The following is a 22,554-nucleotide window of genomic DNA, read 5'->3' as shown; positions in this document are numbered from 1 at the left end:
TGGTGGTGCCGTGGGTCTTGTGGGTCTGCTGGTTGACCTGTTCCTGAACTTCCTCCGCGCCCTGTGGAACCTGATCCTGGGCCGGCTTCCGGTCCCTGCGTATGTGGTGGTGGAGGTCCGCGGCCCCCTCCCGGAGCGTCGGCTCCTCCTGCCCCCCTTCGTTCGGTGGCTGCGCCGCCCTCCGCCCAGCCTGGAGGAGATCCGGGAACAGCTGGACCGGATTGCGTCACATCCCCGCATTCGGGGAATCGTGCTGACCTTCCGAGACCTAAGCGCGGGCTGGGCCTCCCTGGAGGGCCTGCGCCGGGCGCTCGTGCGGTTCCGAACCCGGGGCAAGCGGGTCTGCGCGTACCTTCCCACCGCCACCCTCGCGGAGTACTACGTGGCCAGCGCCTCGGATCGGATCCTGGCCCCTGCGGGGGCGGAACTCTGGCTGGTGGGCCTGCGGCAGGAGGTCCCCTTCCTGCGTGCGGCCCTGGATCGCCTGGGGATCCTGCCTCAGTTTCACCACGTGGGGGAGTACAAGACCGCCCTGCACCCGCTTCTCCACGAGCGCATGCCGCCTGAGCAGCGAGAGGCCCTCGCCGCGATCCTGGAGGACGTGCTGGAGCACGTGATCCAGGCCGTCTCGGAAAGCCGGGGCCTCGCGCCCGAACGGGTGGCGGAGGCCATCGAGCGAGGGTTGCTCTCCGCGCCGGAAGCTCAGGCCCGGAACTTGGTGGACGCCTTGGCCTACGAGGAGGATCTCCCGGATGCGGTTGAGCCCGGTCGGCGGGTACGCATAGAGCCCTGGAGCCGGGTACGACGCCGGCTCCCGAGGCCGTACCGCTGGCGGATCCTGGACCGGTGGGCCGTGGGGGTGGTGGAGGTGGTGGGGGCCCTCGTGTTGGGCGAAAGCCAGGAGCTCCCCTTCCCGGTCCCCGGCATCGGCCGGCGGCTCGCAGGCCACGAGACCATCGCCCGGGCCCTCCGCCGGGCGGAGCGGGATCGACGCGTGCGGGCGGTGGTGCTGCACGTGGACTCGCCCGGCGGGTTCGTGGTCGCCTCGGACCTCCTGGCCCGGGAGGTGCACCGGCTGGCGAAGCGCAAGCCCGTGGTGGTGCACATGGGCAACGTGGCCGCAAGCGGGGCGTACTACCTGGCGTGCAGCGCCCGGCATCTGGTGGCCGCGGCCACCTCCCTCACGGGCTCCATCGGCGTGGTGGGCGGGAAGCTGGTGGTCGAGGAGTTCCTGGAGCGGCACGGGGTGCGGCCGGAGGTCGTGGCTCATCCCGGCACCGCCACCCTGCTCTCCCCCTACGTCCCGTACACGGATCGGGACTGGGCGCTGCTCGTGGGATGGATGCGGCAAAGTTATGAGCGATTTAAAGCGCACGTGGCGGCCTCGCGGGGCAAGTCCATGGAGGAGGTAGAAGCGGTGGCCCGGGGGCGGGTGTGGACGGGCATCCGGGCGAAGTCCCTCGGACTCGTGGACGCCATTGGCGATTTCGAGGACGCGGTACAACGGGCCCGGCAGCTGGCCCGGCTTCCCCGGGGAGCTCCGGTGCGCACCATCTCCCCGCCTCCCGTCCCGCTCCTCCCGGCCCCGCCCCTTCAGAGCCTGCCTGCGGCCGCGGCCCTGCTGAAGGAGCCCGTGCTTTGGATGATGCCCGCCTTCCCCGGAAATTTTTGTTGACAAACCCCGGGCGGTGCGGGATCATGGGACAGGCCCAAAAACCAATCGCAAGGGCCTGGAACGGCAAGGGAACGGAGGTCATGCAATGCCAGTCGGAACGGTGAAGTGGTTCAGCCCGGAGAAGGGGTACGGATTCATCACTCCGGAGGACGGCGGCAAGGACGTGTTCGTGCACTACACCGCCATCGTGGGGACCGGGTACCGGAACCTTCAGGAAGGGCAGAAGGTCGAGTACGAGGTCACGCAGGGCCAGAAAGGGCCGCAAGCCGCAAACGTCCGCGTCATCGGTTAACCCCACCGTACGCCTCTCCTCCCGCCCGGGAGGATTCGGGGAAGGGGCGGGCCGGGCCTTCCAGAGAGGCTGTTACGTCCGGCGCGCGATCACCTGGAGCCAGGTACGGGGAACCGCGGTCAAGCTGAGCTCCCGGAAGGCCTGACGCACGCCCTCCTGGAGGGCCCGTGAGGCGATCTCCAGGGGAACGCCCGGTAGGGCACCCTCGATGAACAGGTCGAATTCGCTGATGTCCAGCAGGCTCTGTTCGGAGAGGGCGTGGGTCTGCAGCTCCATCTGGATCTCTCCGAATCCTGTCTGGGCCAGCATCTCCGCGTACTGCTCGGGCGTCAACCACCGCATGGCGGTGGCCTTCACCCCTCGAGCGAGCTCGATGCCCTGTCGTCGGAGGAAGCGGATGGCGCGCAGGACCCACATGGTGTAGAAGCGGAGAGTCTCGGGGGGGTAGGCGCCCTCAAAGAAGGTGGTGTTGAAGGCGAACACCCCTCCCTTGCGGAGGACGGAGAGAACTTCCCGGCACACCAGGGCCTTTTCCTGGACCAGATGGATGGCGTTGCAGAACAGGACCGCGTCCGCCTGGGGAACGAGCTGGCTGAGCCGCTCCGCGGTGCCCCGCAGGAAGTGCACGATGGAGGAGCGGATGCGGGACTGGGCGATCTCCAGGGCGGAGGGGGAGGGGTCGATGGCGTACACCACCGCACCCGCCTGCGGATCCAGGCGCTCCAGGATCATCTCCGTGACGGTTCCGACGCCGCATCCCAGGTCCACCACGGTGGCGTTTCGGGAGAGGCGGGCGTGGTCCACGAGCCAGGCGTTCACCGCCCGGAAGAACGGGTGGGTGCTGAACTTCTCGAAGGAGAACCGGTGCTCCGGGTTGTCCATCGCACCGGGGAAAGTTCTACGCTTCCCCTACGGCTCCTGCTTCAGATCCGCGACCCGGGCCCCCGTGATCCGACGGAGGTCGGCGGGGGAGATGGCGAACAGGGCGTCCGGAGCCCCCGCTCCCGCGTACACCTCCTCGTGCCGGAGCAGGGTCTCGTCCATGTAAACCGGGATTTCCGAGGCGAGCCCGAGGGGAGAGACCGCTCCCACCGGGAATCCCGTGATGCGCTGCACCGTCTCTGGATCCGCGGACCGTACCACCCGGGCGTTCGTCTCCCTCCGGAGCTTCTCCCGGCTCACCCGGTGCGCGCCGGAGGCAAGCACCAGCAGCGGCTCTCCGTCCGCCAGGAACACCAGGGACTTCACGATCTGCCCCGGGGTGGTCCTCAAGGCCGCGGCGGCCTCCTGTGCGGTGCGGGTGCCCTGGGGGAATCTCAGGATGCGGACGGGAAGGCCGTGGTGGGCGAGCGCCATGGCGACCCGCTGGACGCCCCGGTCGGCCTCCAGGATCGCCCGGGCCCGCGCCACGTCCTCCGCCATCTGCCGGGCGAGGGTCTGGGGGGAATCAAAGGCCTGTACAGGTCGCAAGAACCGCACCACCTCCACGGTGACCTCGCTGGGAGGGTCCCCGAAACCCACGTCGAGCAGGTGGACCTCCAGGGAGGGGTCCTCCTCCCCGAAGACGGGGATGGGACCGAAGTGGAGGGCCCCCGGGTAAACCGCCTGTCCCGTCCGCACCCAGCAGGCATAGATCCCGGGTGCGAGCCGGAGGTCCGGGGGGATGTGGAGGTTCAGGGTGGGGAACCCGAGGTGTCGACCCCGTCCCTTCCCCGGGATGGGGTGCGTGGTAAAGCGGAGCCGCTCCTCGCTCATCGGATCAGGGAGAGGAGCCATCCGAGCACCCCCCGCAGCGCCTGCGCGCTCACGCCCACCAGGGAGAGGACGAAAAGGGAGATCCCGATGCCGACGGCCAAGAGGATGCCGTCCCGGTTCAGGAGCCCCACGCCCATGGCGAGGGTCGCGAGCCCGGGAAGGGTATTGAGGAACGGCAGGGGCAGGAAGAGCACGACACCCATGGCCAGGACGAACGCCGCGCACAGCCGCAGCAGGGCCGCGTCCCCCATGGGCGTCCAGCGGGGCCGGGAGAAGCGCTCTAGGTAGCGCACCATCCGGACCCCGCGGTTGCGCAGCCCTTCCGCCGCGCGGTGGGAAAGCCGGTAATCCAGAACCCTACGGGGAAGCCAGGGGCGCTCCCGGCCGAGGGCCATCTGGATGGCGAGGAGGACGTAGAGACCGCCAACCACGCCGGAGGTGCCCGGCGGGAGGACGGGGATCATGGTGGGCAGCGCGAGCAGGATGAGGGCAAATCCGAACCCCCGCTCGTTCATACGATCCGCGATCTCCCGCACGGTGACCACCCGCTCGTCCTTCGTGGCAAAGACCTCCTCCAGCAGCTCCGACAGCGGCCGCTCTCCCGGTGGGACGTGACCGAGGCGATGCATGGCGAGAGCTACGGCTCTCCGCCCAGTGGCTCGCAGGTGCCCACTCCACGCGTCGTCCCGCATTCTACCGGAAGCGGGGAGAAACCGGAAGCGCATGCTCACGGACCCCCCTCCCGCAGCCAGGTGCGGATCCGGGCAGCTAGGTCGTCCAGCACCGCCTCCTGTCTGGATCTTGGCAGCTCGGAGAAGGCAGGGATCTCCAGCCATGCCCCATCCTGGGGATCCTTGCCGGCACCGACCCGGACCACCGGGTGGTCCCGGTGTCGGAATCCCTCCACCAGCACGAGGTCCAGGCCTCCCGAGGCGTCCGCCAGCTCCTCCACGAGTCGTTCCACAGACGGAGCTCCGGGATCTGCCCGAAGCCGGAGGAAACGCTCCTCGGGTCCCGCCACGAGGACCGCACGAGCCCCCGCGCAGGCCATGCGGTGGCTGTCGCTCCCGGGCCGGTCGGGGTCAAACCCGTGGGCCGCGTGCTTAATGGCCGCCACCGCCCTCCCGTCGGACCGCAACCGGCGCAGGAGTCCTTCGATCACCGTGGTCTTCCCGCTTCCGGAGGCGCCCACTACCCCCACCACGAGGGGTGCGGGTTGAGCCGGGGGGATGCGCAGCTCTGTCGCCTCCTCCCGCCGGTCCAGGCAGAGAACCGGCACCCGGGAGCCCGGACGGAGCCTGGGGGTCCCCGGTCGCAGGAGGACGAGCCCGTTCGCCCGGCTCATCCCCACCAGGGTTCCTCCCTCTTCAAGGGTCTCCACCTCCGGCGGCTCCCCGAAAACCCGACCCCACAACGCCCGGGTCCGGTCCGCTTCCCGCGTGGGGCCGGATCGCAGGCGGGCCAGGACCACGGGCCGCACGATCCGTGCGTGACCCCCAAGACGCAGGAGGAAGGGGCGCACGAGCAGGTGATAGGCGGCGAGGCACGCCGCGGGATTCCCGGAGAGTCCGATCCCCCAGCACTCCCCCACCCGGCCCGCGAAGAAGGGTCCTCCCGGTTTGAGATCTACCCGTCCCAGGATCCGGCGGGCCCCGAGATCCAGCCAGGTGCGTGGGACGCGATCCGTGGCACCCACGGAAACCGCGCCCGTGGTGAGGACCACGTGGTGGCCCTCCTCCAGGGCCGCCCGGAAAGCCTCCGCGAGGCTCTCCGGCGCATCCGGGACGATGCCCCCGAGGCGCACCTCGCACCCGAGGGCCACAAGCTCCGCGGCGAGGGTGGGGGCGTTGGAGTTCACTACCCTCCCCGGAGGGGGAAGAGCGGGGGGGTCAACGAGCTCGTCTCCCGTGGCCAGGAGCACCACCCGCGGTCTCCGGTACACCTCGATCTCCCCGAACCCGCACGCGGCCAGGGCCCCCACCGCGGCCGGCCGGATCACCTCCCCCCGCTGCACCAGCACCGCGCCGGGGCGGGCCTCCTCTCCGGGTTCCGCTACATGAGGCTTCCGGGGCATGGGGCCGGAGAAGACCAGCACGTCCTGCTCCCGCCGTACCTGCTCGATGGGGATCACCCGGTCTCCGCGGCGCGGCAGGGCACCTCCCGTGGGGATGGCCCAGGCTTCCCCGCGACCTGGCCCTTCCGCGGGCTCCTCTCCCATGCGGACCTCCCCCGTGATCCTCAGCCGGACAGGCCGGTTCGGGGAGGCATCCCGCACGTCCGCCTCCCAAACCACGTACCCATCCATGGCCGCCCGCCGGAAAGACGGGACGGGCCGGGGGCAGACGTAGGACTCCGCCGCCACCCGCCCCGCGGCCGCGGCGACGGGAACGCGCTCCGTCCCAACCGGCTCCGCTTCCCGCAGGAGCTGCTGGAAGGCCAGTTCCAGGTCCAGGGCCACCGCTTCCTCCGCCACGCACCTCTATGGTACGATCCCCCGCGACGTGCCGCACGCTACGGGGATCGTGCTTGCGGGAGGCCACAGCCGGCGCATGGGCCGGGACAAGGCGACCTTGCCCTTCGGCCCGGACACCCTCCTCGGTTGGGTGGTGCGGCGGGTTCGATCCGTGTGCCCCAGGGTCCTGGTGGTGGTGCGGGAACCGGGCCGGTATCCGGGATTCGAGGTGGTTTCGGATCGGTTTCCGGGGCTCGGGCCGCTCGCGGGGCTGCACGCGGGGCTATCGGCCGCGGAGACGGAGCTGGGGGTCTGCGTGGCCTGTGACCTGCCGTTCGTGGAGCCCGCCCTCTTGCGCCACCTTCTCCGCCGCGCGGGGGGGGCGGATGCCGCGGTACCGGTGGTGCGGGGACGGCCGGAACCCCTCTGCGCGGTCTATCGCAGGACCGTCCTCCCCCATGCGGAAGCGCTCCTGCGGGCAGGTGGGGGATCCCTGCGGGATCTGTTTGCACGGTTGCGCGTGCACTTCGTGCCGGAGCCGGAGGTGCGGCAAGTGGACCCGGAGCTCGTGAGCTTCTTTAACCTGAACACCCCGGAGGACTACGAGCGAGCCCTCTACCGGCTATCGGGCAAGAGCTAGTAGGCCCGGGCGAAGTACACCACGGCCCGGGAGGGCTGGCCGCAGACCACGCAGGTGCCCTCCGGAGGCTCCTCCGGGATCACCCGGGGGGATCCCCCCGTGTCCTCCCGCAACCGATCCTCACAGCCCTGATCCAGGCACCACTGCACCCGCACGAACCCCCGGCGCTGCCGGATGAGCTCCGTGGCCTCCTCGTAAGAGGTGGCGGCCAGGGTGTGGGTCTGGAGGAATTCCCGGGCCCGCTCGAACATCCTTCGCTGCACGGCCTCCAGCTCCGCCTCCACCGCCTCCTCGATCCCCGCCAGCGGCACCGATCGCTTGCCCCCCTCCCCGTCCCGGGCCACCAGTACCGCCTGCTCCCCCCGGAGCTCCCGGGGGCCCAGCTCGATGCGCAGCGGCACGCCGCGGAGCTCCCACTCGTTGAACTTCCACCCGGGCGTGTACTCCTCTCGGTCGTCCAGGTGCACCCGGAAACGTTCTCCCAGCCGCGCGGCGAGGACCCGCGCCCGCTCCAGGACCCCGGGCTCCTCCTCGAACCGGATGGGGACGATCACCACCTGGATGGGAGCGATGCGGGGCGGCAAGAACAGCCCCCGGTCATCCCCGTGGGCCAGCACGAGGGCGCCGATCAGGCGTGTGGTCACCGCCCAGGAGGTGGTCCACACATACTTCTCCGTGTTGTCCCGGTCCAGGAACTTCACCTGAAAGGCCCGGGCGAAGTGCTGTCCGAGGAAGTGGGAGGTCCCCGCCTGGATCGCTTGCCCGTCGGGCATGAGGGCCTCCAGGGTGTAGGTCCAGTCCGCGCCCGCGAACTTCTCGCTCGGGGGTTTTTTCCCGACGAGAACGGGGATGGCCAGCTCTCCTTCCAGCAGGCGCCGGTAGATGTCGAGGATCAGGCGGCACTCCTCGTCCGCCTCCTCCGCGGTGCGATGGGCGGTGTGCCCCTCGTGCCAGAAGAACTCCAGGGTGCGCAGGAACAGGCGCGTGGACTTTTCCCACCGCACCACGCTCCCCCATTGGAGGATGCGCACGGGCAAGTCCCGGTAGGACTGGATCCACTTCGCGTACATGGGCATGATGATGGCCTCGGAGGTGGGACGCACCGCAAGCCGCTCGCTGAGCGCCTCCTCCCCCCCGTGGGTCACCCACGCCACCTGCGGGGCGAACCCCGCCACGTGCTCCGCCTCCTTCTTGAGGAAGGACTCGGGGATGAAAAGCGGGAAGGCCGCGGTCTGGTGCCCCGTACGCCGGAACTCCGCATCGAGCCAGCGTTGGATGTTCTCCCAGAGGGCCCATCCGTACGGCCGGATCACCATGCACCCGCGCACGGGCGCGTAGTCCGCGAGCTCCGCCCGGAGGCAAACCGCGGTGTACCACTCCGAGAGGCTCTCGTGCTTGCGGGGGATTTCCTTGACGACCTCCTTCGCTTCCATGGATCTCCCTGCCTCCCCGCGCGTGACGGATTGTACCACCCCCTTTGGGTCCCGTCACGCGCGGGTGAGTTCCCGGAGGGGCGGATGTGTCTGGGCCAGCTGGTGGAGGAGACGGTGCTCGTCCGCCACCCCGTGGTTGAGGGCGACGATGCGACCGGAGGCGTCCACCACCGCGGTGGCGGGGACGGTCCAGATCCCGTACCGCCGGGCGCGTTCCGGATGCTGTAGCACGTCCACCACCTCGATGCGGACCTCCGGGTGCGAGATCCGCAGGCGCTCCAGGGCCGGCACCTGCTGGGTGCGGCACGGGACGCACAGGGGGTGGGTGAAGGCCACCACCGCGGGCCCGGGCACGTCCGCCGGCGCCCGCAGAAACCGCCGGTCGCGGAAGCGGAGGAAGGCCGACCACCCCACCGTGACGAGGAGGAGGATCCCGAGGGCGATCAGCACCCGTTCCGACATCCCTTCACCGCCGGAGGACGCCCAGGCGGGCGAGCTGGAGGTAGAGGAAGCAGCCCGCGCAGAACCCGAAGAGGAGGTTCACCAAGGCCAGGGCCGCCACGAGCCAGGCGAGCGTCCAACCCACCCCGTAGGCTCCCCCGAACAAGGCCACCGCGGCCGCGAGGAGGAAGGTTCCGCCCAGGGCCTGGGCGAACCGGTGGGGAGTCGGGTCTTCCGGACGCGCGTCCGGCCGTACCAGACGGCCCTTCAGCACCCGGTGGTACAGGAGCTGGAAGGGGGCGACCCGGGGATCCAGGGCTCCCAGGGTGAGGGCAAGGCCTGTGAGGAGCAATAGCCACGGGAGGTCCAGCAGGAACGCCGCCACCACCAGCACGAGGATACCCACCTGGTTGGTCCGCAGGGCATTGCGGTCCACCATCATCTCCCGACCTCCCCGGAAGCCGTGCGCTCAATCGGGGCGCCCACGAGGCTCCCCCACTCCGTCCAGGACCCGTCGTAGTTCTTCACCTTCGGGTAGCCCAGCAGGTACTTCAGCACGAACCAGGTGAGGCTCGAGCGCTCCCCGATCCGGCAGTAGGCGATCACCTCCTTATCGGGGGCGATCCCCTGCGGCTCATAGAGGGCCCGCAGCTCCTCCGCGGACCTGAAGGTCCCATCCTCCCGCACGTTCTGGGTCCAGGGGACGTTCACAGCGCCCGGGATGTGTCCGGGCCGCTGGGCTCCCTCCTGCGGATACCCGGGCGGCGCGATGAGCTCCCCATGGTACTCCTGGGGGGAACGGACATCCACGAGGGCGAGCGCGGGATCCCGCAGCCGCTGGAGGATCTCGTCCCGAAAGGCCCGCAGCGCAGGATCCGGGTCCCTGGCCCGGAAGGTGGTGGGCGGGTACTGCGGCACCTCCGTGGTAAGGGGGCGGCCCTCCGCGATCCACTTCTGCCGGCCGCCGTTCAGGATCTTCAGGTTCTCCACCCCGTAGTACCGCAGCAGCCAGAAGGTGTAGGTGGCGAACCAGTTGTTCTTATCCCCGTAGAGGACGATGGTATGCTCGTTGCCGATCCCTCGTCCGCCCAGCAGCCTCTCCAGCTGCTCCCGGCTGATCCAGTCCCGGCGTACGGGGTCCTGTAGATCCGTCTTCCACCGGATGTGGATGGCCCCGGGGATGTGGCCCTGCGCGTAGAGATCGGGATCCTCGTTGGACTCCACGATCCGAAGCGTGGGATCCCCCAGGTGCTCGTGCAACCATCCGGTCTCCACCAGAACTTCGGGATGTGCGTACTGAGCCATCCGGACTCCCTCCTTCGGAAAGAAAGATGTGAACCGTGCAGGACACCGCGTGATCCGCGGCCACGGGAAGCGGAGACAGGGAGTGCTCGGGGGAAAACTAGACGGACTGCGGCGAAGGCACACCCTGCCTCCGCCGGAGACAGATACAGCTGCGGGGGGCGTACCGGGTGAATACCCGCCTCATGACATCTCTCAATATGCCTCCGGTAGGGCTGCCCGTCAAGGGGCGGTCCCGGCGTACTACGCCACCTTCACGCTCAAGGAGACACCGTCCTCCAACTGGATGATGGCGGACCGGAGGCTCGGGTGCCTCGTGATGGCCTCCCGGAACTCCCGGAGCTCTGGCCAGAGGAGGTTATCCGCCACGAGGATCCCTCCCCTGTGCAACCTCGCGATGCAGTCCTCCAGGAGGGGGAGGTACCGTGACTTGTCCACGTCCAGGAAGATCATGTCGTACAGGGAGGTGCTCCGGCGGAGGAAGGCGCCGGCCTCCTCCACCACGATCTCCACCATCCCCTCCAGTCCCGCCTTCTTCACGTTCTGGAGGGCTTCCCGGGCGTTTCGGGGATCCCAGTCCACGGAGACCAGCTTCGCCCCCGAGGGCAAGGCCCGGGCCATGTGGAGGGAAGAGTAGCCGACCCCGGTCCCGAGCTCGAGCACCGCAGCGGGTCGGGCCACGAGGGTGAGGGCGTAGAGGAGCTCTCCCTTTGCGGGCCCCAGGATGGGGAAGCGCCGACCATAACCCGTGGTCCGCTCCAGCTCCCGGATCACCCCGAGGATCCTGTCCTCCCCCACCGGCACCCCCGGGACCGCACCTTCGCTGGTGGGCCGTGAGGGACTCGAACCCCCGACGCCCGGGTTAAAAGCCCGGCGCTCTACCCACTGAGCTAACGGCCCTCCCCGGAGGCATTGTACGGCAAAGGGAAGGTACGTACCAAGCGGTGCGCGGCTGGTAAGATCGGGGTAGTTGCTCTGAGGGAGGGAAGCATGTTCGTGGAGGTTCGAGGCTGCCGGCTGTACTGCGAGGACACGGGGAAAGGTCTCCCCGTGCTCCTCCTTCACGGATTTCCCCTCTCCTCCGGGATCTGGGCTCCCCTCCGGGACCTCCTTGCCCCCCACTGCCGGCTGATTACCCCGGACCTGCGGGGGTTTGGCCGTTCGGAAAAGCCGGAAGGTCCCTACACCATGGAGACCTTCGCGGAGGACGTCCTGGGGCTCGCGGACGCACTCGGATTGGACCGGTTCGTGCTGGGGGGACACTCCATGGGAGGATACGTCGTCTTCCGCGTCGCCGGCCGCGCGCCCGAGCGTCTGATGGGACTTGTGCTGGTGTGCACCCGGGCGGAACCGGACACGGAGGAGGGGAAGGCCCGGCGGCGTCAGGCCATCGAGGCCATCCGCGCGGAAGGGCCCAGCGCCTTCCTAGAGGCCTTCCTGCCCAACCTCCTGGGCGCCACCACGAGAGCCTCCCATCCGGAGATCCTGGAACATCTCCGGGAACTTGCGGCCTCGGTCCCGGCCCACGTCCTGGTGGGGTGCCTGCAGGGGATGATGGAACGGCCCGACAGCCGCGCGCTGCTCCCCGGCCTCGGGATGCCGGCCCTGGTGGTGGGGGGAGAGGAAGATCCCGTCACGCCCCCGGAGAGCGCCCGGACCATGGCGGAGAGGCTCCCCCGGGCACAGCTGGTCCTCCTCCCCCGCTGCGGGCACACCCCGAGCCTGGAGGCTCCGGAAGCCCTCGCGCGGGCGCTTGCGGACTTTCTCCGCCCCCTGGCGGTGTAGCCCTGCGGGGCGGAGGCATCCAGACGCTGCGGGGGAGCAGGAGGAGTTGCTGGGGGGCCCGGGGCGAAGGGCGGTTTCGGAAGCCGAAGCGTTCCCGGTACCGCTCCACGATGCGGTCCACCGCCCTTACATACGCCCGGGGCGCGTACTTCCGCGGGTACAGGCGCTCGTAGAGCGTTATGAGCTCGGGATGGCGATCCTGGAGGAACCGGAAGAACGTCTCCCGGGTGACCTCCCCCAGGTTCAGGACGCCGTGGCCGATGAACCGGGCCCCGTGGTCCCAGGCGGCGCGGATCACGGCTTCCAGGGTTTTGGGGGCGTCCGTAAGGCCCGGCAGGATGGGGGCTACCAGGACCCCCACCGCCAGGCCCGCGGCGCTGAGCCGCGCCACGGTTCGGAGGCGCTGGTGGGGAGGCGCGACCGTGGGCTCGAGGGTGCGGGCCACGTGGGGATCCAGGGTGGCGATGCTCACCCAAACCGCAACCCCTGCTCGTCGGTGGAGGGCCAGGAGGACGTCCACGTCCCGCAGGATGAGCGGGGAGCGGGTGACAAGGCTCGCTGGCGTGCGGGAGTCGCACAGCGCCTCGAGGATCCTCCGGGTGAGGCGGTACCGGCCCTCGATGGGCTGATACGGGTCCGTGGCAGTCCCGATGGCCACCTCCTCCCGCTTCCACGAGGGGTGCGCCAGCTCCGCCCGCAGGACTTCCGGGGCATTCACCTTCACGAAAATCCGGTTGCCCCATCCCCGAATGCCGTCCTCCTCCAGGAACGCGTGCGTCCGCCGGGCGTAGCAGAAAACGCAGGCATGCGCGCAGCCCCGGTATGGGTTGATGGACCACCGGAAGGGCATCCCCTCCACCCGGTTGAGCACGCTCCGGACCCGGATCTCCACGTACTCCCGCGGCATGCCTCGAGGATAATGCGAACCTTTGTTCGCGTCAAGTGCGGGCGTCGGTCCTCCCGGGTAGGTGGGCAACCTCGGGAGGGGTGCAGGGCGCACCGGTTGCGGTGCGGTTCGCTCGAGCGCCTCACACTTCGGAACCGGAGAGTACGGCGTGGTTTGCGCACGTGCGCAAACCACGCATAGAATGAGCTAGAAGCGAAGCATAAAGGAGGGTTGTTGCGATGACGGGATACGAACGAGAAGGATTTCTTTCCGGAGATGCAGAAGAACAGGTGCAACAGGCGCTCCCATCCATGACGGAGGAGGAAGAGGGCATGTACACGGAAACGGAAGCCATGGCTCCCGCGGAACCCACCCCGGCGCCCGAACAACCTGCGCCCCGTCGGCCCGCGAGACGCCCCGCGGCCCGCAGGCCCGCAGCCCGCAAGCCCGCGGCCCGCAAGCCCGCGGCAAGGAAGGCGGCTCCGGCGAAGCGGAGGGCTGCTGCCAAGCCGAAGAAGGCGGCGGCTCCCGCGCGCCGCAGGACCACGGCTCGGGCCAAGGCCAGGACCACGGCCCGGAAGGCGAGAGCTACGGGTCGCACCGCGGCCCGTCGGACCGCGGCCCGACGGAGTTCGGGCAGCCGCTCCACGCAGCGGAGCCGGCGCCGCCGCTAGGCGGTGGACCACCCAGAGCCGGTGAAGTCCCCGAGCTGACTTCGGGGGCAGGGGAGAGGTCGCCAAGTGGGCGGCCTTCTGTTTTATGAACTACTACGCGTGTGTCGGCTTTGCGGTCCGCGATGCCCCGGATCTTGCCCGCCTCGCGGAGGAGGCGGTCCGGGTAGGGGTGCCCGTGGGACGGGATCCGGTTCTGGGATTGCGGATGTGGTGCGTGGGGCGGGGCGTGGAGCTGTGGGCGGAGGTAGGGCCGAAGGGGGAGGCCTTGGGGGTCTTGCCGTTCTACGACTCCGGCCGCGACCACCTCCTGAGCGTGGTGGGATGCGGGGCGGATCCGGACCATCCGGAGGAAGGGTGGGCAGAAGCGTGGATCAACCCTACGGAAGCGGGAGAGCCCTACTCCGGCGCGTTCCCCCTCGTGTGCGACCTCGTGGATTACCTGGCCGTCGCTCCGCTTCTGGATTCCCTCCCGCGCCTCGTGCAGGCCCGGTTGGCGGTTTTCCTGCACGAGGCCCGGATCTTTCCGGATGCCCTGGCGGTGGCGGAGGAAGCACTCCAGGCGGGGTTCCGGCTCCCGCCCTATACCTTTGCCAGCACTCCCTACTTCAGCCTGGACGAGCCCGTGATCCCGGAGCGCCCGGAGGCTACGGCCATGCTGAGCGGGCGCGTCCTCCGGGTGGTCCAGGAGACCAACCCGCACACGGGCCTTCCCTTCCTCGTCCTCTCCGTGGACACGGGGAAGGTGATCGTGGACGCGGTGGCGCCCCCGGATCTCCTCCCGGGGATCCGGGAGGAGATGTTCCTGCAAGCGGGAGGCTGGGTCCTGGCGAAGATCCCCGCCCTGAACTGACTTACCTCCCGAACAGGGCCCCCTCGTCCGCCCGGCGGTAGGGGTGGATTTCCTCCTCCGCAAACCAAAGCCCGATCTCGTACGCGGCCTCCTCCAGGGTCCCTGAAGCGTGCACGAGGTTGCGGACGGGCCGGAGCTCCAAATTCGCGAGGGTGGGGGAGTCCGTGCTGAAGTCCCCCCGGATGGTGCCCGGCTCCGCGAAGATGGGGAGGGTCTTGCCGACCAGCTTGCGGACCGCGCTCACCGCGTGTACCCCCTCGATCACCGCGGCCACCACGGGTCCGGATGCCATGAACTCGATGAGCCAGCCGCGCACCCGGGCACCGATCTCCACGAGGTCCTCGGTCCCCATCCGCTCCCGTACATCGAGCCCGTATGCCTCGAAAGCCTCCTTGGTTTTCGTACCGATGGTGCGGAGGAAGTCCTCCCGGTCGGGGTAGTGCCGCTCCAGCAGACTCCGGGGAGCCCGCAGCATCTTGAGGCCCACGATCTTGAGACCCGCCCGCTCGAGCCGCCTCAGGATCTCGCCCACCAGTCCCCGCTGAACTCCATCGGGCTTGACGATGAGCAGCGTCCGCTCCTCTCGGGGGGTTTGCACGGTCCACCTCCGGAGCCACCTAAAGGAGTTACCCGGACGATTTTACCGGGCGCTTCTGCCCATCCACGGTGGGTTCCCCGCGTACGGGGCCGAGGGGCACACCTCCCGTAGAGGGCAGGTGGAGCACTTGGGAGCCCGGGCGGTGCATACTTGCCGGCCGAAATAGATCAGGCGGAGGGCGAACCGCCCCCACTCCTCCTGCGGCACCAAGCTCATTAGTTCCCGCTCGATCTTCTCGGGGTCCACCTGGAAGCTCAGGCCCAGGCGCTGGCTCAGGCGGGTCACGTGCGTGTCCACCACGATGCCGGATCCGTCCGCCTGCGGGATCTCCGGCCAGCCGGGCCAGCGCTCGATCTCCGCGGCGGAGAAGAGGACATTCGCGGTCTTGCGGCCAACCCCCGGGAGCTTCACGAGGTCCTCCATCCGGGGCGGTACCTCCCCCCCGTGCCGGTCCACCAAGACCTGGCTCACCGCCTGGACGGTCCGGGCCTTCTGTCGGTAGAACCCCGTCGGTCGGATGAGCCGCTCCACCTCCCGGAGGTCCGCCCGGGCGAGGGCCTGCGGCGTGGGGAAACGGGCGAACAGCTCCGGGGTCACCCGGTTCACCATCTCGTCCGTGCACCGGGCGGAGAGGATGGTGGCGATCAGCAGTTCAAAGGGCGAGCGGTGGCGGAGGGGGATCCGGGGATCCGGGTAGAGACCCCGGAGGATTTCCAGAATCTTCCGGATGCGATTGGCTTTTTGCTCCGGGGTCTCCCGGGGGGTGGCTTTCCGCACGGACATGGCGAGCCCAGGATAGCGCCTGAGGGTTGGGATGCCAAGGGCCACGCATTGGGGCCGAAATCCCCCAAATCGGGCGAAATCGGCCCAGAAGGTGGCAAAATCTACCTTAGGGAAGGAATTGGGCGCCTACCAGCGCGTATTCTTAACCCGTACCTTCGTTCGGCCCTCGGTAGGAGGTGATGGGGTGCGATTCGGGCTGGCTCAGATCCGATACCGGTGGGGCGAGAGCCGGTCCTGGGAGGAAGGGACGACGGACAACCTGGAGAAAGCGGTGGAGTTCATCCGGAGGGGCGGCCGGGAGGGGGCCCGGGTGGTGTGCTTCTCGGAGTACTTCCTCGGGAACGTGAAGCCCATGCCCATTCCCTGCCCCATCACCGAGCGGTTGAGCCGGGCCGCGCGGGAGGCAAACGTGTATGTGATCTGCGGGACCACCCGGGAGCTTGTGCCGAAGCCCAAGGGCGCCCGCAGGCCCCCCAAACCGCGCCTGTGCTCCTTCGTGATTTCTCCCCAGGGCAAGATCGTAAGCAAGCACTACAAACGGGTGTTCCACCCCTTCGAGCGGGGACAATTCGATCCGGGTCCAAACCGCCCCGCGGTGATCGACGGCATCAAGGTGGGGATCCTGGCCGGGTACGAGCTCCTGGTCCCGGAGGTGGCCCATCGGTTGGCCCGGGCCGGGGCGGAGATGCTGGTGGTGCAGATGACCGCCAGCAGCGAGCTCCCGTATCAACTCGAGACCATGCAGTCCGCGGTGCGCACCCGGTGCATGGAGCTCTTGGTGCCCGTCCTGGCGGTGGGCCAGTACGGGGAGTTCTACGGAGGCGTGCTGTACCAGGGGGGGAGCCTGGCCTACGTCCCGGAGTTGGGGAAGTCCATGGGGAAGTGGGCGCCGAACGGCGCCCGCCTAGTGACCCGCATGGGCGAGTACGAGAACCTCCTCCCCGTGGACATCAACCCGGAGGTTGCCCGGGAGGTCCGCAAGAGGTTCAGCTGGACGGAAACCTGATGCGGACGGATCGCCTGGGTCGCCTCCGCGGTCGGATGGCGGAGCAGGGCACCGACCTCGTGGTCCTGCCCCCGGGAGAGGACTTCCTTTACCTCACGGGCCGTCTGCCCCTCCGGGACGAGCGGGCCTGTTTTCTGATGATTTCCATAGACCGGGCCCTTCTGCTCGTCCCCCAGCTTCAGGTTGGGGAGCTGGCCCAACTGGGGCTGCCCCTGTTCCCATATGCGGATGGAGAGGGGCCGACCTGGGCCATCCGGGAGGCGACCCGGACCCTCGGACGGGTTCGGACCGTGGCGGTTGGGGACGACCTGCGGGCGGATCACCTCCTCCTGCTTCAGGACCTCTTGCCGGACGCCCGTTTCACCCTTGCTTCCCCCCTGCTTGCCCCCCTGCGGATGCGCAAGGACCCAGAGGAGGTGGAGGCCCTGCGCCGTTCCGCGGCGGCCGCGGATGCGGGGGTGCTGGCCGCGGCCCGGGCCTGCAGGCCGGGGGTTTCCGAGCGGGAGGTGGCGGAGGCCGCGGGAGAGGCCATGAGGCGGGCGGGCGCGGAGGAGGTGCTGTTTACCCTGGTGGCCTCCGGACCGAACTCCGCCTTTCCCCACCACCGCACCTCGGACCGGACCCTCCGGCCCGGAGAGCCGGTCCTACTGGACCTGGGCGGCCGGATGGGCGGCTACTGCTCGGACATCACCCGCATGGCCTTTCTCGGTCCGCCTCCGACCAACTACCGGCAACTGCAGGGGATCGTCGAGGAAGCAGTCCAAGCCGCCCTGGAGGCGATCCGGCCGGGAGTCCCTGCCGCGGAGGTAGACCGGGCTGCCCGTCGGGTGATCACCGAGGCCGGATACGGGGAGCGGTTCGTGCACCGCACGGGCCACGGCCTGGGACTATCGCCTCACGAACCGCCCTCCGTCACGGAGACGAACCCGACGCCGCTCGAGGAAGGGATGGTCTTCACCGTGGAACCCGGGATCTACCTTCCCGGAGATTTCGGGGTACGGCTGGAGGAGACGGTGGTCGTGCACCCCACAGGTCCCGAGATCCTCAGCCGCCTCTCCCGGGAGGGGTTCGAGATCCCCGCCTGATCCCGGGAACCTCGCTCAGGCCGCTCCCTCCTACTTGGGCTCCTTGGGCCACGGACCCACGATCCCCGGCGCGGCCCACTCCATGGTGATGAGCTCCTGCACGGTCATGCGCCGGCCCGCGGGTACCCGCAGCTTCCCGTTGCGGTCGTGGATGGGACCCGTGAAGGGGTCGAAGGCGGGTGGGGATTGGGACATCTCCCGAAGCCGCCGGAACACGAGGTCGTACACGGAGACCGTCCCGATCCCGGGAACCCGTACCTTCACGGCCTCCAGCCGCGGCCGGAACACGGGATTAATGGGCATGCCGGGCTGAGCTCCGAGTTCCACCGCGCCTTCGGCCAGCAGCCACCAGTAGTCCACGTTCTGGAGGTTGCGGGGCGTATACGTGCCGTTGTAGACCTTCCGGAGGAAGTCGATGTAGATCTTCTCCCAGTGCACCAGCTGCCCGCTCACGATGTGCCGGGGCGCGAACCGGTACATGGGGGAGTAGTGGCCGAAGCTGGGGAGTCCCTTCTGCGCCGCCACCTGGACCACGGTGGGGGAGTCCTCCGTGAAGGCGAAGATGTCTGCTCCTTCCGCGATCAGGGCCTCCGTGGCCTCCTTCGCCGCGGCCGGGTTGAACCACTCGTAGATCCACCGCACGTGTACCGTGGCCCGGGGGTTCACGGCCCGCACGCCCAGGGCGAAGGCGGAGATGTGCCGCTTCACCTCCGGGATGGGGAAGGCGCCCACGTACCCGATCTTCCCGGTCCGGGTGAGGGCCCCCGCCATGAGGCCGTTGAGGTAGTACACCTGGTAGAAGTCCGCCATGTACGTGGCCACGTTCGGCGCCCGCTTGAACCCGGAACAGTGCGCGAAGATGATGTCCGGGTGCCGCCTGGCCGCAGCCAGGGTGCCGTCCATGTAGCCGAAGCTCGTGGTGAAGATCACCTTGGCCCCGCCCTTGACGAGCTGGTCGATGAACGCCTCCACCTGCCCTTCGGGGACCTTCTCCACGTAGGTGGTCTCCAGCCACGGCAAGGTCTTCTCCGCGATCCGGCGGCCCACATCGTGGGCGTGGGTCCACCCGTAGTCCCCGATGGGCCCCACGTAGATCCATCCCGCCCGCAGTTTCCGCGGCTGGGCCGCGCCACCCGCGGCAACCCCGGCCACAAGCAGGGCCACCAGCAACCAAAGGAGCCTGCGCATGCTCTCCCTCCTTCCGTGGTCAGCGTTCTCCCCGCACGTAGGGCAGTCCCAGGGCCTCCGGGACCTCTTGAACCCGAGACCCCCTGCGGGCCGTGGTCAGGGTGAGGACGAGGATGGTCCCGAGGTACGGGGCCATCTTCAACAGCTCCGGGACCACCACGCCCTGCAGCCGGAAGCTAAGGTGGAAGAGGGCGCCGAAGAGCAGGGAGCCCGCCACGGCCCGCAAGGGATCCCACCCCGAAAACACCGTGATGGCGATGGCGATCCATCCCATGCCCGCGGTCATCCCCTCGGTCCAGCTGGGCCGGTACGCCACCGACAGAAACCCGCCCGCGATTCCCGCCGTGAATCCCCCGAACCCCACCGCGAGGGACCGCACGAGGGGCACCGAGACACCCTGCGCATCCGCCGCGGCCGGGGATTCCCCCACGGACCGCAGCGCGATCCCCCACCGGGTATGGTAGAGGAAGCTCCACACGAGGCCGCTCAGCACCAGCCCCGAGAGGGTGATCCCGGAGAGCTCCGGAAGCGGATTCCGGAGCGGCATCCCCTCCCATCCCCGGCCCAGGAGTCCCGCGGTCCCGGCTCCCACCATGCCGAGGGCGAGGCCGGAGACGTACTGGTTCGCCCGCAGCCGGACGCAGACGAAGGCGTGCACCAGAGCCGCGAGCGTCCCCACGAGGCCGGCGGCGCCTAGGCCGAGGGTGGGAGATCCGGTGAGTTGGGCGGTGGCGAAGGCAAAGAACGCACCGAGCAGCATCATCCCCTCCACCCCCAGGTTCACCACCCCGCTCCGCTCCGCCACGATCTCGCCAAGGGCGGCCCACAGGAGCGGGGTGCCGAAGGCCAGGGCCCGCAGAAAGGTCACGAGGACGGCGTCCATCCCTCTCCTTGGGTCAGCGCGGGCTTTGACCGCGCCGGTGCCCAGCGGATGCGCATCTGCAGCAGCGGCGTGCTTCCGACGAGGAAGAGCAGGATGAGCCCGTTGAAGACGTCCGTGACCCGGAAGGGCATCCGCAACGCCACCTGCATCACGTCCCCGCTGGTGAACACCAGCCCCAGCAGAAGCGCGCTCGGAATCGCGCCCAGGGGACTCCCTCGAGCCAGCCACGCCACCACGATTCCCGCGTATCCGTAGCCCATGGAGACCTGACCTGGGCTCAGCAGCCGGTGGTGGATCCCCGCCACCTCTCCCACCCCCGCGAGCCCCGCGGCCCCCCCGGACAGGAGGGCCGCGGCCAGGACCGTGCGGGCCGGGGAAATCCCCGCGTACCGAGCCGCTTCCGGGTTCTCGCCCTGCACCCGGATCTCGAACCCCAGGACCGTCCGGTGCAGCAGCACGTGCCCGAAGACCGCCCCTCCGAGACCGAGGGCAAGGGTGGGCCAGTGCACCCGTGTACCTGCCAGCACGGGAAGCCAGGCGGTCTCCGGGAAGAGGTCCGTGTACGCGAAGCCCATCATGCTGGGCCCCTTCCACGGGCCGTGCACCAGCCACTCCACCCCGTAGGCGGCCACGTAGTTCAGCAGGAGCGTGGTGAGCACCTCGTGGGCCCCCCACCGCAGGCGCAAAACCGCCGGGAATGCTGCCCACAGGGCTCCGAGCGCAAACCCCGCGGCGAGCATGGCCGGGATCAGGAGGGCGGGAGGAAGGGGAGAGAACAGAGCCACCCCCGTGGCGGCCACGGCCCCGCTCAACAGCTGCCCTTCTGCTCCGATGTTCCAGAACTGGGCGCGGAAGGCCAGCACGAGCCCCGTCCCCACCAGCAGCAGGGGGATCGCCCGCCGGACCACTTCCGGGAGGGCCCGGGGGTCCAGGAACGTCCCCTCCGCGATCACGCGGTAGGCCACCAGCGGCGATACCCCGTACGCCCAGAACACCCCGCCCGCGGCCGCCAGGGCCCCCACGAGGGCGAGGAGCGACACGCCGACGGCCCACGGCCAGGAAGGATTTGGATTCGGAACCAGCAGGAGGGGGCCGATGCGCCTCATGGGCCATGTCCCATCATCCACAGCCCGATCCGCTCGGGGTCCGCCTCCTCCGCGGGCAGCACGCCCACCACCCTTCCTCGAAACATCACCCCGATGCGGTCGGAGAGCTCCAGGATCTCTTCCAGATCTTCGGACACGAGGAGCACCCCGGCCCCGGCATCCCGCCGCTCCAGGAGGATGCGCCGGACCTGTTGGGTGGCGGCCACGTCCAGCCCGCTCGTGGGGTGGGCGGCGACGATGAGCCGGGGTTCTCCGTGGAGCTCCCGGGCCAGGATGAGCCGCTGGAGATTCCCGCCGGAGAGGATCCGGGCCGGGACCCACGGCCCTGGGGAGTCGATGGCATACCGCGCGATCAGGTGGCGGGCGAAGGCCTCGATCGCTCGGCGGTCCAGGAACGGTCCCCGGGCAAAGGGGGGACGCCGGTAGCCCCGGAGCACCAGGTTCTCCGCCACGGAAAGACCGCCCACGACCCCGCGGCGTAGCCGGTCCTCCGGTACGTGCGCCACTCCCACCTCGTGGATCCCCCGTGGGCTGCGTCCCGTAACCTCCTGCCCGAAAATCCGAACCCTGCCGCGGGTTACTCCCCGCAGCCCCGTGCACACCTCCACACACTCCCGCTGGCCGTTCCCCGCGACCCCGGCGAGTCCGAATACCTCACCCGATCGCACCTGAAGGGAAACCCCCCGCAGGGCGGGAATGTCTCCGTCGCCCGTGGCCCAGACGTCCTCCAGGGCGAGCACCTCCTCCCCCGGAGGACGCGGAGTGCGGGGGGTCCCGAACTGGATCTCCCGGCCGACCATCAACCGGGCCAGATGGCGCGCTTCCGCCTCCCGGGTGCGGAGGGTCCCCACCACCCGACCCCGGCGCAGCACCGTCACCCGGTCGCTCACCTCCAGGACCTCGTCCAGCTTGTGGGTGATGAGGATCACCGCACACCCTTCCTCCCGCATACGGCGCAGCACCTGGAATAGGGCCCTCGCCTCCTGCGGGGTGAGGGCGGAGGTGGGCTCGTCCAGCACGAGGATCCTCACGCCCCGCAGCAGGACCCGCAGGATCTCCACCCGCTGCTGCTCCCCCGCGGAGAGGTCTGCCACCCGGGCCCGGGGATCCACCGCAAGCCCGTACCGATCCGCCAGCTCCCGGATGCGCTCCTCCAGCGCCCGTAGGGGCCGGAGGAAGGGAAGGCCCGGTAGCCCCAGCGCTACGTTCTCCGCCACCGTGTGCCGGCGCACCAGCTGCGGGTGCTGGGGCACCATCCCGATGCCGAGGGCGATGGCGTCCCGCGGGGACCGGATGCGCACGGGTCTCCCCCGCAAGAGGATCTCGCCCCCATCGGGCTGGTAGATCCCGTACAGGATGTTCACCAGGGTTGTCTTCCCGGCGCCGTTCTCGCCCAGGAGCGCGTGTATCTCGCCCGCTCGCACCTCCAGGGTCACCCGGTCGTTGGCCACCACCCCGGGAAAGACCTTCACGATGTCGCGCAGCACCAGAAGCGGAGCTTCCGCGGCCTCAGGAGGCGCAGGCCGATCCGCGACCGCCGCGGGAGAGAAAAACCGCACGCCGCAAGCCTCCACCACCAACCTATCCACTTCCTCGGGTCTCCTCCAGGCTCGAGGGCGGAGATCGTTTCCAAAACAGTGAACAATGTACCCAGATCCTGCCCCGTTGGGTACGGGTATACGAATCCTCCCGCGCCTTGGGCCTCCACCCTGCCGCGTCC

23 protein-coding genes, 1 tRNA gene and 1 pseudogene are annotated in these 22,554 nt (G+C 69.5%); 8 read left to right on the top strand and 17 right to left on the bottom strand.

Annotation, left to right across the window (positions count from 1 at the left end; genetic code table 11):
* The first annotated feature begins 10 nt into the window (after positions 1–10).
* Together QN206_01040 and QN206_01035 are read left to right on the top strand one after the other, a co-directional pair.
* Complete coding sequence (locus tag QN206_01040; protein ID MDR7613390.1) at positions 11–1,675, top strand: S49 family peptidase; 1,665 nt, start codon at positions 11–13, stop codon at positions 1,673–1,675.
* Positions 1,676–1,760: 85 nt separating this feature from the next.
* Entirely contained in the window at positions 1,761–1,967 is a 207-nt protein-coding gene (locus tag QN206_01035; GenBank protein ID MDR7613389.1) for a cold-shock protein, read from the top strand.
* Between the two features lie 72 nt (positions 1,968–2,039).
* Here QN206_01035 and QN206_01030 read toward each other — a convergent pair whose 3' ends face one another.
* Genes QN206_01030 through mobB form a run of 4 tightly spaced genes read right to left on the bottom strand, consistent with a single transcriptional unit; the run spans position 2,040 to position 6,195 of the window.
* Positions 2,040–2,849, bottom strand: coding sequence for a class I SAM-dependent methyltransferase (locus tag QN206_01030; GenBank protein ID MDR7613388.1), 810 nt, complete (start codon positions 2,847–2,849; stop codon positions 2,040–2,042).
* A 27-nt stretch (positions 2,850–2,876) separates the two neighbouring features.
* Complete coding sequence (locus tag QN206_01025; GenBank protein MDR7613387.1) at positions 2,877–3,722, bottom strand: YbaK/EbsC family protein; 846 nt, start codon at positions 3,720–3,722, stop codon at positions 2,877–2,879.
* Entirely contained in the window at positions 3,719–4,447 is a 729-nt protein-coding gene (locus QN206_01020) for an exopolysaccharide biosynthesis protein (GenBank protein MDR7613386.1), read from the bottom strand. The genes QN206_01025 and QN206_01020 overlap by 4 nt, the downstream gene beginning before the upstream one ends.
* A 2-nt stretch (positions 4,448–4,449) precedes the next feature.
* Positions 4,450–6,195: a molybdopterin-guanine dinucleotide biosynthesis protein B gene (gene mobB / locus QN206_01015; protein ID MDR7613385.1), complete on the bottom strand. Its 1,746-nt coding sequence runs from the start codon at positions 6,193–6,195 to the stop codon at positions 4,450–4,452.
* A gap of 28 nt (positions 6,196–6,223) precedes the next feature.
* Between mobB and QN206_01010 the strand changes: the two genes are divergently transcribed.
* Complete coding sequence (locus QN206_01010; protein ID MDR7613384.1) at positions 6,224–6,814, top strand: molybdenum cofactor guanylyltransferase; 591 nt, start codon at positions 6,224–6,226, stop codon at positions 6,812–6,814.
* Here QN206_01010 and proS read toward each other — a convergent pair.
* The 6 genes from proS to QN206_00980 form a co-directional block, all read right to left on the bottom strand.
* Positions 6,811–8,247: a proline--tRNA ligase gene (proS, locus tag QN206_01005; GenBank protein MDR7613383.1), complete on the bottom strand. Its 1,437-nt coding sequence runs from the start codon at positions 8,245–8,247 to the stop codon at positions 6,811–6,813. The genes QN206_01010 and proS overlap by 4 nt on opposite strands.
* 54 nt (positions 8,248–8,301) lie before the next feature.
* Positions 8,302–8,709, bottom strand: a complete 408-nt coding sequence (locus QN206_01000; protein MDR7613382.1) for a thioredoxin family protein — start codon at positions 8,707–8,709, stop codon at positions 8,302–8,304.
* A 4-nt stretch (positions 8,710–8,713) separates the two neighbouring features.
* Positions 8,714–9,130, bottom strand: a complete 417-nt coding sequence (locus QN206_00995) for a DUF4395 domain-containing protein (protein MDR7613381.1) — start codon at positions 9,128–9,130, stop codon at positions 8,714–8,716.
* On the bottom strand, positions 9,127–9,993 hold the full coding sequence (locus QN206_00990) for a sulfurtransferase (GenBank protein ID MDR7613380.1): 867 nt from the start codon (positions 9,991–9,993) through the stop codon (positions 9,127–9,129). Before QN206_00990 ends, QN206_00995 begins: the two co-directional genes overlap by 4 nt.
* A 240-nt stretch (positions 9,994–10,233) precedes the next feature.
* Positions 10,234–10,788 (bottom strand): O-methyltransferase, encoded by a 555-nt coding sequence (locus tag QN206_00985; GenBank protein ID MDR7613379.1) that lies wholly within the window; start codon positions 10,786–10,788, stop codon positions 10,234–10,236.
* A 26-nt stretch (positions 10,789–10,814) separates the two neighbouring features.
* Positions 10,815–10,890, bottom strand: a tRNA-Lys gene (locus QN206_00980).
* A 90-nt stretch (positions 10,891–10,980) separates the two neighbouring features.
* On the opposite strand from QN206_00980, the gene QN206_00975 reads away from it, so the two are divergent.
* Entirely contained in the window at positions 10,981–11,775 is a 795-nt protein-coding gene (locus tag QN206_00975; protein MDR7613378.1) for an alpha/beta fold hydrolase, read from the top strand.
* Between the two features lie 328 nt (positions 11,776–12,103).
* Here the strand turns inward: QN206_00975 and QN206_00970 are convergent.
* Positions 12,104–12,625, bottom strand: a pseudogene (locus tag QN206_00970) (radical SAM protein).
* 368 nt (positions 12,626–12,993) lie between these two features.
* On the opposite strand from QN206_00970, the gene QN206_00965 reads away from it, so the two are divergent.
* Together QN206_00965 and QN206_00960 are read left to right on the top strand one after the other, a co-directional pair.
* Complete coding sequence (locus QN206_00965; GenBank protein MDR7613377.1) at positions 12,994–13,335, top strand: hypothetical protein; 342 nt, start codon at positions 12,994–12,996, stop codon at positions 13,333–13,335.
* 85 nt (positions 13,336–13,420) lie between these two features.
* Positions 13,421–14,185, top strand: coding sequence for a hypothetical protein (locus QN206_00960; GenBank protein MDR7613376.1), 765 nt, complete (start codon positions 13,421–13,423; stop codon positions 14,183–14,185).
* A 1-nt stretch (position 14,186) separates the two neighbouring features.
* Here QN206_00960 and QN206_00955 read toward each other — a convergent pair whose 3' ends face one another.
* On the bottom strand, positions 14,187–14,783 hold the full coding sequence (locus QN206_00955; protein MDR7613375.1) for a nucleoside-diphosphate kinase: 597 nt from the start codon (positions 14,781–14,783) through the stop codon (positions 14,187–14,189).
* A gap of 42 nt (positions 14,784–14,825) precedes the next feature.
* Positions 14,826–15,566: an endonuclease III gene (gene nth, locus QN206_00950; GenBank protein MDR7613374.1), complete on the bottom strand. Its 741-nt coding sequence runs from the start codon at positions 15,564–15,566 to the stop codon at positions 14,826–14,828.
* A 184-nt stretch (positions 15,567–15,750) separates the two neighbouring features.
* Here nth and QN206_00945 point away from each other — a divergent pair, with 184 nt between their 5' ends.
* A complete protein-coding gene (locus tag QN206_00945; GenBank protein MDR7613373.1) occupies positions 15,751–16,572 on the top strand; it encodes a carbon-nitrogen hydrolase family protein in 822 nt (273 codons plus the stop codon).
* On the top strand, positions 16,572–17,657 hold the full coding sequence (locus QN206_00940; protein MDR7613372.1) for a Xaa-Pro peptidase family protein: 1,086 nt from the start codon (positions 16,572–16,574) through the stop codon (positions 17,655–17,657). The genes QN206_00945 and QN206_00940 overlap by 1 nt, the downstream gene beginning before the upstream one ends.
* 30 nt (positions 17,658–17,687) lie before the next feature.
* Here QN206_00940 and QN206_00935 read toward each other — a convergent pair whose 3' ends face one another.
* The 4 genes from QN206_00935 to QN206_00920 are packed head-to-tail and all read right to left on the bottom strand — an operon-like array spanning position 17,688 to position 22,423.
* Positions 17,688–18,845, bottom strand: coding sequence for a BMP family ABC transporter substrate-binding protein (locus QN206_00935; protein ID MDR7613371.1), 1,158 nt, complete (start codon positions 18,843–18,845; stop codon positions 17,688–17,690).
* A gap of 19 nt (positions 18,846–18,864) precedes the next feature.
* Entirely contained in the window at positions 18,865–19,728 is an 864-nt protein-coding gene (locus QN206_00930) for an ABC transporter permease (GenBank protein MDR7613370.1), read from the bottom strand.
* On the bottom strand, positions 19,710–20,834 hold the full coding sequence (locus QN206_00925) for an ABC transporter permease (GenBank protein ID MDR7613369.1): 1,125 nt from the start codon (positions 20,832–20,834) through the stop codon (positions 19,710–19,712). Before QN206_00925 ends, QN206_00930 begins: the two co-directional genes overlap by 19 nt.
* Positions 20,831–22,423, bottom strand: a complete 1,593-nt coding sequence (locus tag QN206_00920) for an ABC transporter ATP-binding protein (GenBank protein ID MDR7613368.1) — start codon at positions 22,421–22,423, stop codon at positions 20,831–20,833. Before QN206_00920 ends, QN206_00925 begins: the two co-directional genes overlap by 4 nt.
* Positions 22,424–22,554: the final 131 nt, after the last annotated feature.

This window comes from Armatimonadota bacterium, from assembly GCA_031460175.1.
GTDB classification, from domain to species: Bacteria; Sysuimicrobiota; Sysuimicrobiia; order Sysuimicrobiales; family Sysuimicrobiaceae; genus Sysuimicrobium; species Sysuimicrobium tengchongense.
The sequence above is the reverse complement of the archived record's forward strand: the minus strand, read 5'-3'. Positions and strand labels throughout refer to the sequence as shown.

What these genes read in the sequence shown, in the direction of transcription:
- QN206_01035 (MDR7613389.1), top strand. Translation starts at nt 1,761, where the DNA reads ATGCCAGTCGGAACGGTGAAGTGGTTCAGCCCGGAGAAGGGGTACGGA.
- QN206_01030 (MDR7613388.1), bottom strand. Translation starts at nt 2,849, where the DNA reads ATGGACAACCCGGAGCACCGGTTCTCCTTCGAGAAGTTCAGCACCCAC.
- QN206_01025 (MDR7613387.1), bottom strand. Translation starts at nt 3,722, where the DNA reads ATGAGCGAGGAGCGGCTCCGCTTTACCACGCACCCCATCCCGGGGAAG.
- QN206_01020 (MDR7613386.1), bottom strand. Translation starts at nt 4,447, where the DNA reads ATGCGCTTCCGGTTTCTCCCCGCTTCCGGTAGAATGCGGGACGACGCG.
- proS (MDR7613383.1), bottom strand. Translation starts at nt 8,247, where the DNA reads ATGGAAGCGAAGGAGGTCGTCAAGGAAATCCCCCGCAAGCACGAGAGC.
- QN206_01000 (MDR7613382.1), bottom strand. Translation starts at nt 8,709, where the DNA reads ATGTCGGAACGGGTGCTGATCGCCCTCGGGATCCTCCTCCTCGTCACG.
- QN206_00995 (MDR7613381.1), bottom strand. Translation starts at nt 9,130, where the DNA reads ATGATGGTGGACCGCAATGCCCTGCGGACCAACCAGGTGGGTATCCTC.
- QN206_00990 (MDR7613380.1), bottom strand. Translation starts at nt 9,993, where the DNA reads ATGGCTCAGTACGCACATCCCGAAGTTCTGGTGGAGACCGGATGGTTG.
- QN206_00975 (MDR7613378.1), top strand. Translation starts at nt 10,981, where the DNA reads ATGTTCGTGGAGGTTCGAGGCTGCCGGCTGTACTGCGAGGACACGGGG.
- QN206_00965 (MDR7613377.1), top strand. Translation starts at nt 12,994, where the DNA reads ATGTACACGGAAACGGAAGCCATGGCTCCCGCGGAACCCACCCCGGCG.
- QN206_00960 (MDR7613376.1), top strand. Translation starts at nt 13,421, where the DNA reads ATGAACTACTACGCGTGTGTCGGCTTTGCGGTCCGCGATGCCCCGGAT.
- nth (MDR7613374.1), bottom strand. Translation starts at nt 15,566, where the DNA reads ATGTCCGTGCGGAAAGCCACCCCCCGGGAGACCCCGGAGCAAAAAGCC.
- QN206_00940 (MDR7613372.1), top strand. Translation starts at nt 16,572, where the DNA reads ATGCGGACGGATCGCCTGGGTCGCCTCCGCGGTCGGATGGCGGAGCAG.
- QN206_00935 (MDR7613371.1), bottom strand. Translation starts at nt 18,845, where the DNA reads ATGCGCAGGCTCCTTTGGTTGCTGGTGGCCCTGCTTGTGGCCGGGGTT.
- QN206_00930 (MDR7613370.1), bottom strand. Translation starts at nt 19,728, where the DNA reads ATGGACGCCGTCCTCGTGACCTTTCTGCGGGCCCTGGCCTTCGGCACC.
- QN206_00925 (MDR7613369.1), bottom strand. Translation starts at nt 20,834, where the DNA reads ATGAGGCGCATCGGCCCCCTCCTGCTGGTTCCGAATCCAAATCCTTCC.